We start from the raw sequence: 13,692 nt of genomic DNA, 5'->3' as shown, positions 1-13,692 counted from the left end.
AAAGCTTGCATTTGTCAGAATATGTCAATATAATCGTTAGCGTTTTATCGAGATTCCTTTGATAAAGCTAAACTTTAGAGATTTTATTCATAAATTCCTTTTTGGTGCTCCTAAGAAATTAGGAGCTTTTTTTTACCCCAAATTCAGAACTTTACTTCAAAAACGGATTGCTTCGTTTTTCTTGTCCAATAGTTGTGTAAGGACCATGTCCTGCAATAACAACCATATCATCGTTCAATGTAAATAATTTATTTTTGATTGATGAGATCAATGTGTCGAAATCCCCACGAGGGAAGTCTGTACGACCAATACTGTTTTGGAAAAGGACATCGCCAGTAAAAGCAATATTTTTTTCATATTCAATGAAACCAATGTGGCCAGGTGTATGACCAGGAAGATGCAGAATTTCAAAGGTAAATTTGCCAATTTGAATTTTTTCACCTTCTTGATTAAACCAGCGATCGGGTGTAAATGCAGAAATATAAGGCAAACCAAACTGCTGAGATTGCTGTGGTAGACTTTCAAAAAGGAAACGATCTTCTTCCTGTGAGCCCCAAATTTCAATGTTAAAATGATCGCGAATCGCTTCAGCAGCCCCTACATGATCAAGATGGCCATGCGTTAATAAGACTGCTTTGAGGTTTAATTCTAATTCCTCAATGCGTTGAATAAGCTTTTCCGCATTGCCACCAGGATCGATAATTGCCGCATTTTTTTTATCATCCCAAATAAGAGAGCAATTTTGCTGAAAGGCTGTAACTGGAATAATTTCAATATTCATCTTTTTTCCTTATCTTGATAACAAAAAACCGCACTAAAGTGCGGTCTAAAATTAAACTGTTTTTTATGCACCACGCCATGTTCTTACAGGGCCAGTATCCACGTGAATAAAATTACTATACGGATAATATCCTACACCACCGCTATCAAGATTTTCGGCTGCTTGGCGTAATCTTGCTAAAGGTACACCAGGGATTTTAAAATCAATCGCTTGGCCTTTAATGTGATAGCTGTTGCTTGCTACGTCACGGCTTTGTCTACGACGCATGGCATTTGTCGCAGCACTACGATAGCCACAAATCACATCAATTTGCGCAGTGCGTAAGCCTAAATTACTTTGTAAATGATAAAACTTCATGAAGAGATTCGGATCCATTCGTCGTACTTGGTCAGTACGGCGATCTCTCATGAAGTAATCAAGTTTACCAAGTAGTGAACGATTAAATCCAGTCGTTGCAGAGAACTCACCGCTTAATCGTTCATTGGTGTTGACATTATAGAAGCTGAGAATGCGAGGTTTAGGGGTAGAGACCATAGCCAACACCGTACTCGGCATCATGCTTGCGCCTAAAATAATGCCGCCTAATGAAAGCCATTTACGACGATTTTTGTCAATGTTACCCATTTTTTTAGTCTCTTTTATTACCCATCTCTCACCCTAGACAATTTTTTCTTTAAAAAGTTCTAGTGTGAACATTGTTTAAAGATATTTTTTTACAACTGCCCAGTCAATACCATTAAAAGTCGCGGCATCGTCGTATTTATAAATATCCGGTAAAACTTGTGTTTGACCGTTTTCAACCCATGCAGTCACATAATACAAGAATACAGGATCATTTGTACGAATGCTCGCAGATGTTGTTTTCTTACTTTCTAAAACATTACGTTTTTTATCTTCTGACCAGCCAGCTTCTTGTAACAGAATAGAGGCAAGTTGATCGGATTTTTCTACACGCACACAACCTGAGCTTAATGCACGGTCTTTTTTGCTGAATAAGCTATGATTTGGTGTATCATGAAGATAAATCGCATCAGAGCTTGGCATATTAAATTTATAGTTACCTAATGCACTGTCACCAGCGGCTTGACGGATACGGTACGGGAATTTATCACCGATGCTACTCCAATTAATCGAGTAAGGATCAATAGTGTTACCTTTGCTATCTAAAATAGAGTAGTTGTGTGCAGCTGCATAGCCTGGGTCACGTTTTAATTTCGGTAAAATATCTTCATTAATTAAGCGTGTAGGGGCATTCCAAGGCGGATTAACAACCACATTGCTCAAACGGCTGTACATCACCGGTGTACGACGTTCATTTTTCCCTACAATAACGCGAGATTCTAAAATTGCTTTACCATCACGATAATATTTCAATTGATAGCTTGGAATATTAACAAAGATTCCATTTTCAAAATCTGGAATAACACGTAAACGTTGTGCATTAAGGGCAAGTTTTTTACCCATTGCAGAAATACCTGAAGCTGAAATCATTGATGGGAGTGCTTGTACGGTTTCACGGTATAAACGATTATGGTTAGATAATCCGTTCACAAAACCAGAAACAGCATTGTTTTTAACCGCACTTTGCCATTGGTCAATAATTTCTTGATTTGGTAATTCTGGCTTATAAGCATTCGTTGCGTATAACCAACGTTGTGCTTGTTGATTTACATTCTTGCTGTAATACAAGTAATCAAGGAAAGCATCACTTAATAATACATCATAGGTGAGCCCGCCCGTTTTTTCAGCGTTATGTAAATTAACTAATGATTGCGCTGAACGTTTAGAAATACCAGACGCTACCATTGCTGCATATTCACGTAGGAATTGTTTCTCTGCAGCCTTGTCTTTCCACATTAAGTCATATTTATTATCGGCATATAATTTAGCCAAAATTGGTTTGAACTGTAGATTTTGTTCACCAATTTCATGCGTTAATGACATCTCTAGCATCGCTTGCTTTTCAGCGGCTAAACGAGCTTGATCTTCTTTGATTTCAGCTTCAAGTTTTGCTCGCTCTTCAGGACTTAATTTAGACATATCAACGCCTTTATTTTCGGCTTGTTGAGGTTGCCCAACTGTTTTGGCCCATTCAGCTAACGCACAACCTGACGTCATCATTGATAATGATAAGACTAATGCGCTTAATTTCATTGTTCCTTTTAACATTGCTTTACCTTTAAAAATATTCATAAAAAATAACCGCACTTCAGTTTTTTCATCTGCTAAAGTGCGGTCAAAATAATCGTTATTTTGTTGCTTTTGCCGCTTCTTGTTTTATTTCAGCATCCACTTTTTGTTGATTCGCATTAAGTTTCACTAAATCAGCTGCCATTTTTTCCGCTTCTTTTAAGAAGAAATCAGGTGCTTCATAGTCTTTTGGCAAATCATCAATGTCTTTTAATGCTTTTTTACCTTCACGTTTAAAACGATCATTGAGATCTTTTAAACGTCTCGCATCATCTTTATCATTTTCCGCTTTTCGCTCTTGGAAATTCAATGATAAGAATTTACGCTCACGGCGTTCATCACGAATCTTAAGATCTTCATTTAAAGCAATAAATTCAGGATCTTTTGCAATACGCTCTAGATGTTTTTCATTTAATGCTTCAACATCTTTACGCGCTTTATTGGTTTCAGAATAAGTCGCCGGCGGAATTTTATCCCAAGGTAAGGCGTTATCTTCTTTTTCTTCACCAATTTCTTTGGCATCAATAATTTCAGGGAAATTAATATCAGCTGCTACACCTTTTAATTGGGTTGAACCACCATTAATTCGATAGAATTTTTGGATAGTGTATTGCAACACACCAAGTGGTGTTTGGTCTAAATCATAAACAAAGTTTAATGAACGACTTTGTTGTACCGTACCTTTACCAAAGGTATTTTGCCCAATGATGATACCACGGTTGTAATCTTGCATTGCTGCAGCAAAGATTTCAGAAGCAGACGCACTGAAACGATTAATCATCACCAATAATGGACCTTTATATTGCTGAGCATTATCATCATCTTCGTGTACACGAATACGTTGATAAGCATCACGAACTTGAACCACCGGACCATCAGTAATGAATAAACCACTCAATGCAACGGCTTCCGTTAATGCACCGCCGCCATTTTCACGAAGATCCACAATTAAAGCACCAATTTTTTTCTTTTCAGCATCCACTAATAATTTCTTCACATCATCAGTTAAGCCAATGTAGAAACTTGGAATTTTAATGACGCCAACGGTTTCCCCCTCTACTTTAGAAACAGTGAGTTTTGCAGCTTGGTCTTCAATACGGACTTTATCGCGCACTAAAGTGACAATACGGCTTTTTCCACCTTTTGCAGGTTCAATTTCAAGACGAACTTTTGTTCCTTTTTTCCCTTTAATTTTGTCAACGATATCTTCTAAACGCCAACCGATAATATCTTCGATTTCACCTTTTTCTTGGCCTACACCAATGATTTTATCGCCCGCTTGTAATTTTTTACTGCGTTCAGCCGGTGCACCAGGTACTAAAGACTTGATGCTAGTTTCGTCATCTTCAGATTGTAATGTTGCACCAATCCCTTCTAAAGAAAGATTCATACTTTCATTAAAGCTTTTTGCAGTACGTGGTGCTAGATAGCTTGTATGTGGATCGATTTCTCGAGCAAAAGCATTAATATAAATTTGAACAATGTCATCCGCTTTAGTTTGAGTTAATCGACGAATCGCTAAATTGTAACGTTTAGTCAGTTTTTCTTTAATTTCAGGCCATTTTTTATCTTTTAATTTCAGGCTGATTACATCATTTTTGACACGTTCTTCCCAAAGCTTATTGGCTTCTTCTTCCGTTGCTGGGAACGCAGCTTTTTCACGATCGATCTCAATTTGATCATTACCTTTTAAATCAGGTTCTTTATCTAATAAAGATAATGCATAAGCATAACGCTCATAACGGCGTTTCATCATCAGATCGTAAATAGCAAATGCCGCAGAAAGATCGCCTTCATTAAGTTGGTCATCTAATTTAGAACCATATTTAGCACGTAAATCATCAATATCTGATTTTAAAAAGGTGTTATGGCTGTAATCTAAGCTTTTAATGTAACGATCAAAAATCTTTTCGGAAAAGGCGTCATCAAGCTGGAATTTACGATAATGTGATTGGGTTAAACGCGTTGTTGCACGTTTTGTTGCCAACTGATTTGCGTCAGTTGCCGAAGGAATCGTAATATCGCTTTGCTTTAATTTCGGCTGCACGGCAAATGTGTCAGACGAATGAAGAAATAACGCACCTAAAATTGCTGTCGCAATAAGACTTTTGGTTGTATGTAATTTCATTTAACCTTTCCCGATAAGAAATAAATTATTAGGCAAATAAACGATCTGCGGTGACTGTCATCACTAAACCATTCTCAAGTTCTACGCGTGCGCCATCTTTTTCCACATTTAATACGGTCGCATTTTTCGCTTGTTCTGCTACTTTCACTTTCACTTTGCTACCTGCAGAAAGTGTTGTGAAATCAACCGCACTTAGTTTTACTTGCGGGGCTTTTGGTTTGCGAGTTGCTTGATTTGAATTTGGTTTACGAGCAGGTCGTTTTTGTTGTGCTTTTTTGGCTGCTAATTCTGCTTTGCGTTTTTCTGCAAATTTAGCTTTTGCATCTGCTAATTGTTGAGTCGCATGAGAAACATGTTCTGCGTCTAATACACCAGCAGGGTTACCGTATAAATCCACACGCTCAGCACCTTCGCGGCAGCCGTGTAAATAGCGCCAGTTGGAGGTGTATTGACGTAAAGCCTGACGTAATTGAGTTTTGCTGACACGTTCATCATCTTTTAATGCTTCAGCAAGATCTTGGAAAAGCCCAATTTTTAATGGCTTTGCTTCACCTTCAGCAATAAAGCAAAGTGGGAATTTTTCTACAAGATATGCAATGATCGCTTTTGTATCAGTTAATTTTTGAACGCCTTCAGCATTATTTTCAACTTGGGCTTCAACTTGAGAATCTGTCATTTCTGAGTTTTCCTAGGATAAAAAATAAAAACTTGCACAGTGTACCGCACTTTTATAAGGATTGACAATGGTTGGACAGAATAATTCCGTTTCTAATTCTAATGAATAACTTCACAAATTCCCTTAATTCAGGCTAAAATAGTTCACTTTTATAATTTCTGAAAACATAATGACAAAAACACCTGATTTTACTCATGCCACTTATAGACTAGTGCGTTGCATAGGATGCGATGCAACGGTGTCTGTTTGTCGTCCGCAAGAAGGGGAATACGCGCAATGTCCGCGTTGCCATCATAAATTGCAATCAGGAAGTCATTGGTCACTTAAACGTTGTTCATTAATCGCCCTTTCTATCTTAATTTTAATGCCATTTGCTTTAGGCTATCCTTTATTGAGCTTAGATTTACTGGGTACTAAAATTGATGCTTCTGTTTGGAAAGGAATTTGGAAAATGGCAGTGGAGGGATATTCCTATACTGCATTTATGATTTTTATCTGTGCTGTTTTAATGCCTGTCTCTTTTGCGATTTTAGTCATTATGTTGCAGCTTTCTAAATTACTCAAAATTAAGCCTCGTAATGTCTTATTATTTGTGGGATATATTAAGCCTTGGGTCATGTTTGACGTCTATTTAGTTGCACTGGGTGTCACCATGTTTAAAGTGCGCGAATATGCCACATTAGAAGTGGATGTATATTTAATTGCTTTTGTTTTTACTGCACTTTTAACCACTTTATTATTCATTAAAATTAATTTAGATGACTTGTGGCATGATTTTTATCCCGATCAGAAACCGGTTACCAAAAGCGATAAACCGTTAGAACTTTGTACCGCCTGTGATTACACTTTTTTAAAAGAAGATCAAGAATACGATCACCGTCATCGTGCAATTTGTCCACGTTGTGCATCGCTTATTGAAACACCTGATAGTGTAAAATTACAACGCGTTTGGGCGACATTAGTGGCAGGGATTATCATGCTTTTCCCCGCAAACTTACTCCCAATATCCGGTGTTTATTTAACAGGAAATTTGTCACAAGATACCTTGATGTCGGGCGTGATGTCATTTATAAGCATGGGGAGCTATTTTGTTGCTTTCGTGGTATTCTTCGCCAGTATTTTTGTGCCAGTAAGCAAAATTCTCATTATGTTATATTTACTGGCTAGTGTGCATTTTAAATGGCGACATTCAATTAAATGGCAGATGCGGTTATTACATATCGTTCACTTTGTGGGACGTTGGTCAATGCTGGATCTTTTTGTGTTAGCCTTGATGATGTCTCTAGTAACACGCGGACAGATTATTAATTTTACTGTAGGCCCTGCCGCATTTTATTTCGGTGCAGCAGTGTTTTTAACTATGATTTCAACTTCTCAGTTTGATAGTCGATTAATTTGGAAAATTTATGACAGAAAACAATAAACCAGAATCTCAATCTATTGATGAGCAATCTAACAATGTAGAAGCGTTATTACGTAAGAATAAACGCATCTCACCGTTTTGGTTGTTACCTTTTATCGCATTATGTATTGGTGCCATTTTATTTTTCCAAATTGTACAAGAACGAGGAAAGACTATTACGATCACGTTTTCTAATGGGGCAGGGCTCGTTGCAGATAAAACCCCTATTCGCTATCAAGGCTTACAAATTGGTGTCGTGAAGAAGGTAAACTTTACCGACAATATGCAAAAAGTGAAAGTTGAGGCAAATATTTATTCTGAAGCGACTGAGGTGTTAAAAGAAAATACTAAGTTCTGGCTTGTTCAGCCAAGTGTGTCTCTTGCAGGTATTTCAGGCTTAGATTCTTTGGTTTCAGGAAATTATATTACCCTCCAACCAGGTGATGGTGATTCAGAAGATGAATTTATTGCGGAAGAGCAAGGCCCTATTGCACAAGTCAATCCTGGCGATTTATTAATTCATTTAATTTCAGATGACTTAGGTTCAATTTCGATTGGTGCCTCTGTGTATTTCAAAAAAATGCCAGTCGGGAAAATTTATGATTACCGATTCAATAAAGACAATAAAGTTGAAATTGATGTGGTAATTGATAAAGCCTTCGCGCATTTTGTGAAGAAAGATTCACGTTTCTGGAATATTAGTGGTATCAACGCCAACATTAATGCATCAGGTGTGAATGTAGAGGTTGATAGTTTAAATGCAGTAGTGCAAGGTGCGGTATCATTCGATTCGCCATCAGATAGCCCACAAGCTGTGACTAATAGTCACTATACACTTTATTCTAACTTGCAAGCAGCTAAACGAGGTATTGAAGTTGAGGTGACTATTCCAGTGACTGCGGGTTTAGATGCTGGTCAAACCTCGGTTTATTATGGTGACGAGCAAGTGGGTCTTCTTTCATCTTTAAGTGCGGACGAAAATAATGAAGAAATTTTAAAAGGCACATTATTAATCGATCCAAACCAAGCTAACCTCTTAAAAACGAATACACGTATTGTGTTAAAAAATCGTAAGTTAGATTTGGGTGATGTGGCTAATCCGAAAAAATTCTTCCGTGGAGATTATTTTGAAATTATTCCGGGTAGCGGAGAAAGCAAAACGCAGTTTGATGTGATTCGAGAACATGAGTTATTGCTCAAAGCGCCGAATACTTTACTCTTAACTTTAACTGCACCAGAAACTTATGGGATTGCTGAAGGACAATCCGTGTTTTATAACAATATTGCTATTGGTCAAATTGTGAAGCAGCACTTAAATGTTGATGGTGTCAAATTTGAAGTAGCGATAGCGGCAGAATATCGCAATCTTATTCATGAAAATACTCAATTTGTGGCAGCCTCTAATTTTGATGTAAGTTTTGGTATAGACGGATTGCGTTTTGAATCAGCAACGCCATCAAAATGGCTACAAGGTGGGGTGAGAGTATTACCTAAAAAAGGAAGTGGCGCACCGCATTCTACCTATCCACTTTATAAGGATATTAGCAGTGCAGAAACAGGTGTTACGGGCAACTTAGTGAATCCAACGATTGTGTTACATTCCACTAATTTGCCAAGTATTAGTAAAGGTTCTGTCGTGCTTTATCGTCAGTTTGAAGTGGGTAAAATTATTAACGTAAGACCAAAAGCCAATAATTTTGATATTGATGTGTACATTTATCCGACTTATCAAGATCTTCTAACAGATAAAAGCGTATTCTGGGTTGAAAGTGCGGCACAGATTGATATTACGCCGAAAGGCATTAGTATCCAGGCTTCACCGGTTGCTCGTTCATTGAAAGGCGCAATTAGTTTTGATAATACGGGGTCAGGCAAAAATAAAACACTTTATCCAAGTGAACTAAGAGCTAAATCAGCGGGGCAAGTGATTACGTTAATAACAGATGATGCAACCGCTTTAAGTAAAGGAATGAGCTTGCGTTATCTTGGTATGAATGTGGGTGAGGTCGAGCAGATTACACTTGATCAAAAAACAAATCGTATCACAGCAAAAGCATTAATTAACCCAAGTTATATGGGCATGATTGCAAAAGAGGGGACGGTATTTAAAGTGATTTCCCCACAAATTTCAGCGGGTGGAATTGAAAACTTAGATAGCCTTTTACAGCCTTACATTGATATTGAATTAGGTAAAGGTCCATCAAAAACACAGTTTAATTTAGCGCAAACCGCACAACCTCGAAATAAATACAGCAATGGCGTGCCATTTATTTTGGAAACCAGTGATGCGATGAATTTAACGGAAGGCTCACCTGTGCTTTATCGAGGTGTTGAAGTGGGAACCGTTCGTAAGTTTGAATTGAATTCTTTAGGTGATCGTGTATTGGTACATATTGCGATTACACCGAAGTATCAACATTTGGTACGTAAAAATTCAGAGTTCTGGGTTTCATCAGGTTATGATTTCAACCTTGGTTGGAAAGGCGCAGAATTTAATACCGGTAGCGTACAGCAATTGTTGAAAGGGGGCATTTCGTTCTCGACTCCATCGGGTACGATCGTTCAACCGCAAGCAACGGCAAATCAGCGTTTTATGTTGCAAGTGAAGAAACCAGCTGAAGCACCAACTTGGAATTCGGGTGCTTTACCGGCAAATCAATAAAACATAAAAAGAAATAACCGCACTTTTGAATAATCAAAGTGCGGTTATTTTTTTAGGTATTTTGAATAGTGCTATTGCCCCATATTTTTGACTGATTTTAAAAAGCCTTTGGCTGAAGTATAGACTTCATCTTTGCCCTGAGCATGTAAAATCATATCGGACATTTCACGGAATGCACCCTTCCCGCCGCCAAGTGAAAGTATATAATCCACAGCATTTTGCACATAAGGCGCAGAGTCTGCCACAGCAAAAGAAAGGCCACAGGTTGCAAAAGCAGGGAGATCGACGCTGTCATCACCAATATAGGCTGTTTGCTCTGCTGTAACTCCTGCTTGTTTCATGAGTTCCAAACAAGCACTTTCTTTCTCAAGCTTGCCTAAAAAGAACAATTTAATTCCGAGATCACTAATTCGCTTACGTAGAATCGCAGAATCTCTGCCCGATAATACGGCGACTTGAATACCTGCATCCATCAACATTTTGACACCAAGACCATCACGAACGTGGAAACTCTTAATCGCTTCACCATTCGCATCGTAATGGAGTAGACCATCAGTTAATACGCCATCGACATCGGTGATGACCAATTTAATTTTCTTTAATTTTTCGTTAATCATTAGCTTGAGAACTCCACTAAACCCACAACATTATTTTCATCATTGACCACAACAAGTGAGTGAATTTTCTTCTCTTTCATCAAGTCTTCTGCTTTCGCTAAGAATTCGTTTTCATGAATCGTTTTCGGTGACGAGGTCATCAGTTCTTTCGCAGTCTTGTTAAGGGTATCTGCACCATTAGCCGTTAATGCTCGGCGCACATCACCATCGGTAATAATGCCTTTAAGTTGTTGGTTTTCCATCACTAATGCCACGCCCATACGACCTTCATTCATAATGCTTAAACAATCAGTGAAGCTGGTCTCTGGTGTGGTAATTGGCAGGCGAGTTTGCATTTGATCTTTCACTTTGCATAACAAACGACGACCAAGGCTACCACCTGGATGGAATTTCGCAAAATCAGCCGGTTGGAAATGGCGAGCAGTAATCAATGAAACCGCAAGGGCATCGCCTAAGGCTAAAGTCACTAACGCAGAAGTGGTTGGTGCGAGGTTATTTGGACAGACTTCGCGTTCTACGGTGATATCTAAAACATAATCCGCATGGCGAGCAAGCGTAGAGTTTTTATTGCTGGTTAAAGCAATAATTTTATTGCCGAAGTTTTTCAAACTTGGAATGAGTTTATTTACATCATCGGTTTCACCGCTATAAGAAATCAGCATCACGATGTCGATGGGTTTTAACATACCTAAGTCGCCATGAAATGCCTCGGTTGGGTGAAGGAAGAAACTTGGTGTTCCTGTAGAAGCAAAAGTCGCCACCATTTTTTTGCCAATTAGCCCCGATTTACCAATACCACCGATGACCAAACGACCTTCGCAAGCAAGGATAAGATCCACAACTTGAGAAAACTCATCATCCAAGCGTTGGCTTAGTTGTGTGAGCGCTTGGCTTTCAACAGAAAGCGTTTCTCGTGCGATTTGTAAATAATTCATAGGAAATCCTTATGATAAAAGTGCGGTTGAAAATAACCGTGTTTTGCAGGGCTATTCTAACGGAAGTTATTAAAAATAAGAATGAAAATTTGACCGCTCTTTGAATTCCCCCTATACTACGCCGCGAGTTGGTTAGACAATCGCTGGTTTATTGAAGCCCTTAACCGTGTTCGCACGACCTAGTGGGACAAGTAAACGAGAGGAAAGTCCGAGCTACAAAGGGCAGAGTGCCGGATAACGTCCGGGCGGCGTGAGCCGACGACCAGTGCAACAGAGAGCAGACCGCCGTGAAAACGGTAAGGGTGAAAGGGTGTGGTAAGAGCACACCGTGCCGTTGGTAACAACGTGCAGCAAGGTAAACTCCACTCGTAGCAAGACCAAATAGGAACTCAATGGATGGCCCGTCCAGAGTTCGGGTAGGTTGCTTGAGCGGCAGAGTAATTTGTCGCCTAGAGGAATGATTGTCCACGACAGAACTCGGCTTATCGACCAACTCAACAAATTCATCAAAAAATGACCGCACTTTTGTTTTTTAGTTATCCAACTCGGGATGGAATGAATAAAAGTGCGGTCATTTTCTTTTGTGTTTTACCACAAGCTCATTTGTTCTAAATGGCTTTCTTCCGGTAAATTTACGTGTAATCCCACGAGACGAATGGATTTTCCGTGGCTACGTTGCCAAATTTGTTCCAGTAATTGTTGAAAGCTTTTTAGTGATAAAGGCAATCCTGTTTTTTCTAAGGTCGTCACCTGAAAATCTTCAAACTTTAATTTCACCCCAATTTTGCGAAAAGCGGTTAAAGGGATATTCGGCGCGCTTCGTTCAATACGGCGAATAAGCTCGGCATAGAGATTATCTAGCAACGCTATACCTTGTTCGAGATGACGAATATTTTCAGATAAAGTGCGTTCTACGCCGATAGATTTTCGTTCTCGATGTGCTTGAATTTCACGATCATCAATGCCATGGCTAAAATCCCAAATTCGCTTACCCATTTTACCGAAGATATTTAACAAAATAGATTGATCGAGTTTTTGCACATCTTCGCAAGTTTCTAATCCCATTTTCAATAAACGTTCAGAGGTGACTTTGCCTACGCCAGGGATTTTTTTTAATGGCAGTGTTTTTACAAATTGTTCAACTTCATGAGGTTGAATCACAAATTGTCCATTCGGTTTATTCATATCGGAGGCAATTTTGGCAAGAAATTTAAGGGGCGCCACACCAGCAGAGGCGGTCAGCTTTAATTCATCAAAAATGGCTTGGCGAATTTCTTGTGCGATCCACGTGGCGGATCCTGAACATTGTGTACAATCCGTAACATCTAAATAAGCTTCATCTAAGGAAAGTGGCTCAATGATAGAAGTATAGCGTTGAAAGATCTGATGAATTTGTGCGGATACCTGTTTATAAAGCGGCATATTAACTGGCACTAAAATTAGATTCGGGCATTTTTTGATAGCTTGTGCCGTAGGCATCGCACTGTGTAGTCCAAATTTTCGAGCTTCATAATTACAGGTCGTGAGTACACCACGTTGTCGAGAACTTCCCCCCACGGCGACAGGTTTTCCCTGTAGCGTTGGATTTTCACGGATTTCAACAGAGGCATAAAAGCAATCCATATCAATGTGAATGATTTTTCGGGTGGAGTTCATGCTATAAGTGCGGTCAAAATTAGGCGTGTTTTTAGTATATCGAAAAGAAAATAACTGTTCAAGTATACAGTTATTAAAAAGCCCACATTACGTGGGCTAGATAAGAAAATTAACGATCAGAAAGAACGGTTTTATCACCAAACAGGATAACGCGTTCAATAGGATAAACATCAATTTTTTCTTGTTGGTTCATAAAGACTTTACGAGCATCTTCAGCCAATTGAACAAACGGAATTTGTAAATTAATATTGATGGATTTACCCGGTTGTAATGGAGTTTCTAAATTGATTTGCATATCTTGGCTGTAAATAACTTTACGGTTATTCACATATACGCCCACCCATTGAATGTTTTTGATTGGTTTTTGACCAATGTTAGTGATTTCATGTTTGAATGCACTTAATGCTTGGCCATTTTCATCAACCACCATTTCACGATTACCAATATTGATGGCAAGATATTTGTCAATGTTATCACTCGCTTTTGTCACTTGTTGAGTTGCTTGTGTTGTTTTTGCGGGTGTTGCTTCTTTTGCAATAACTTGTGTGTTAAATGCTAAACATAATGCACCTAATGAAAGTGCGGTCAGAGATTTTAATGTTTTCATTATTTGATTCCTTATTAAAAAGTGGCAAAATTTTACCC

The 13,692-nt window shown here is 38.6% G+C and carries 11 protein-coding genes and 1 other RNA gene; 3 read left to right on the top strand and 9 right to left on the bottom strand.

Features of this window, described 5'->3' with window-relative positions; all coding sequences use genetic code 11:
- Nucleotides 1-151 precede the first annotated feature (151 nt).
- From HMPREF2732_RS07365 to proQ, 5 genes are all read right to left on the bottom strand, one after another.
- Nucleotides 152-781, bottom strand: coding sequence for an MBL fold metallo-hydrolase (locus tag HMPREF2732_RS07365; RefSeq protein ID WP_049384973.1), 630 nt, complete (start codon nucleotides 779-781; stop codon nucleotides 152-154).
- A 63-nt stretch (nucleotides 782-844) separates the two neighbouring features.
- Nucleotides 845-1,405, bottom strand: a complete 561-nt coding sequence (locus HMPREF2732_RS07360; RefSeq protein WP_049384972.1) for a peptidoglycan L,D-endopeptidase MepK — start codon at nucleotides 1,403-1,405, stop codon at nucleotides 845-847.
- Between the two features lie 75 nt (nucleotides 1,406-1,480).
- Nucleotides 1,481-2,950 (bottom strand): L,D-transpeptidase family protein, encoded by a 1,470-nt coding sequence (locus tag HMPREF2732_RS07355; protein ID WP_070592480.1) that lies wholly within the window; start codon nucleotides 2,948-2,950, stop codon nucleotides 1,481-1,483.
- Between the two features lie 79 nt (nucleotides 2,951-3,029).
- Nucleotides 3,030-5,099, bottom strand: coding sequence for a carboxy terminal-processing peptidase (gene prc / locus HMPREF2732_RS07350; RefSeq protein WP_005698539.1), 2,070 nt, complete (start codon nucleotides 5,097-5,099; stop codon nucleotides 3,030-3,032).
- A 28-nt stretch (nucleotides 5,100-5,127) separates the two neighbouring features.
- Entirely contained in the window at nucleotides 5,128-5,775 is a 648-nt protein-coding gene (gene proQ / locus HMPREF2732_RS07345; protein ID WP_049368979.1) for an RNA chaperone ProQ, read from the bottom strand.
- Between the two features lie 169 nt (nucleotides 5,776-5,944).
- On the opposite strand from proQ, the gene HMPREF2732_RS07340 reads away from it, so the two are divergent.
- The gene (locus HMPREF2732_RS07340; protein ID WP_049368980.1) at nucleotides 5,945-7,198 is read left to right on the top strand and encodes a PqiA/YebS family transporter subunit; all 1,254 of its coding nucleotides are present in this window, start codon (nucleotides 5,945-5,947) and stop codon (nucleotides 7,196-7,198) included.
- Nucleotides 7,182-9,839 carry a PqiB family protein gene (locus HMPREF2732_RS07335; protein ID WP_070592281.1) on the top strand — a complete coding sequence of 886 codons (2,658 nt, stop codon included), beginning with the start codon at nucleotides 7,182-7,184 and terminating at the stop codon, nucleotides 9,837-9,839. The genes HMPREF2732_RS07340 and HMPREF2732_RS07335 overlap by 17 nt, the downstream gene beginning before the upstream one ends.
- 71 nt (nucleotides 9,840-9,910) lie before the next feature.
- Here HMPREF2732_RS07335 and HMPREF2732_RS07330 read toward each other — a convergent pair whose 3' ends face one another.
- Nucleotides 9,911-10,456 (bottom strand): KdsC family phosphatase, encoded by a 546-nt coding sequence (locus HMPREF2732_RS07330; RefSeq protein WP_070592280.1) that lies wholly within the window; start codon nucleotides 10,454-10,456, stop codon nucleotides 9,911-9,913.
- Nucleotides 10,456-11,391 carry a KpsF/GutQ family sugar isomerase gene (locus HMPREF2732_RS07325; RefSeq protein ID WP_070592279.1) on the bottom strand — a complete coding sequence of 312 codons (936 nt, stop codon included), beginning with the start codon at nucleotides 11,389-11,391 and terminating at the stop codon, nucleotides 10,456-10,458. Before HMPREF2732_RS07325 ends, HMPREF2732_RS07330 begins: the two co-directional genes overlap by 1 nt.
- Before the next feature lie 124 nt (nucleotides 11,392-11,515).
- Here HMPREF2732_RS07325 and rnpB point away from each other — a divergent pair.
- Nucleotides 11,516-11,892, top strand: an RNA gene (rnpB, locus tag HMPREF2732_RS07320) — RNase P RNA component class A.
- An 87-nt stretch (nucleotides 11,893-11,979) separates the two neighbouring features.
- On the opposite strand, the gene dinB is transcribed toward rnpB, so the two are convergent.
- Together dinB and HMPREF2732_RS07310 are read right to left on the bottom strand one after the other, a co-directional pair.
- Nucleotides 11,980-13,047, bottom strand: a complete 1,068-nt coding sequence (dinB, locus tag HMPREF2732_RS07315) for a DNA polymerase IV (RefSeq protein ID WP_070592278.1) — start codon at nucleotides 13,045-13,047, stop codon at nucleotides 11,980-11,982.
- Nucleotides 13,048-13,156: 109 nt separating this feature from the next.
- Nucleotides 13,157-13,654: a hypothetical protein gene (locus HMPREF2732_RS07310; RefSeq protein WP_049372660.1), complete on the bottom strand. Its 498-nt coding sequence runs from the start codon at nucleotides 13,652-13,654 to the stop codon at nucleotides 13,157-13,159.
- Nucleotides 13,655-13,692 lie beyond the last annotated feature (38 nt).

Origin of the sequence: Haemophilus sp. HMSC061E01 (assembly GCF_001810345.1) — a bacterium.
Classification (GTDB): Bacteria; Pseudomonadota; Gammaproteobacteria; order Enterobacterales; family Pasteurellaceae; genus Haemophilus_D.
This window is presented reverse-complemented; position numbering and strand designations above follow the sequence as displayed.

Bases quoted from the DNA above. Each gene is read 5' to 3' on its own strand.
- HMPREF2732_RS07365 (WP_049384973.1), bottom strand. From the start codon at position 781: ATGAATATTGAAATTATTCCAGTTACAGCCTTTCAGCAAAATTGCTCT.
- HMPREF2732_RS07360 (WP_049384972.1), bottom strand. From the start codon at position 1,405: ATGGGTAACATTGACAAAAATCGTCGTAAATGGCTTTCATTAGGCGGC.
- HMPREF2732_RS07355 (WP_070592480.1), bottom strand. From the start codon at position 2,950: ATGTTAAAAGGAACAATGAAATTAAGCGCATTAGTCTTATCATTATCA.
- prc (WP_005698539.1), bottom strand. From the start codon at position 5,099: ATGAAATTACATACAACCAAAAGTCTTATTGCGACAGCAATTTTAGGT.
- proQ (WP_049368979.1), bottom strand. From the start codon at position 5,775: ATGACAGATTCTCAAGTTGAAGCCCAAGTTGAAAATAATGCTGAAGGC.
- HMPREF2732_RS07340 (WP_049368980.1), top strand. From the start codon at position 5,945: ATGACAAAAACACCTGATTTTACTCATGCCACTTATAGACTAGTGCGT.
- HMPREF2732_RS07335 (WP_070592281.1), top strand. From the start codon at position 7,182: ATGACAGAAAACAATAAACCAGAATCTCAATCTATTGATGAGCAATCT.
- HMPREF2732_RS07330 (WP_070592280.1), bottom strand. From the start codon at position 10,456: ATGATTAACGAAAAATTAAAGAAAATTAAATTGGTCATCACCGATGTC.
- HMPREF2732_RS07325 (WP_070592279.1), bottom strand. From the start codon at position 11,391: ATGAATTATTTACAAATCGCACGAGAAACGCTTTCTGTTGAAAGCCAA.
- dinB (WP_070592278.1), bottom strand. From the start codon at position 13,047: ATGAACTCCACCCGAAAAATCATTCACATTGATATGGATTGCTTTTAT.
- HMPREF2732_RS07310 (WP_049372660.1), bottom strand. From the start codon at position 13,654: ATGAAAACATTAAAATCTCTGACCGCACTTTCATTAGGTGCATTATGT.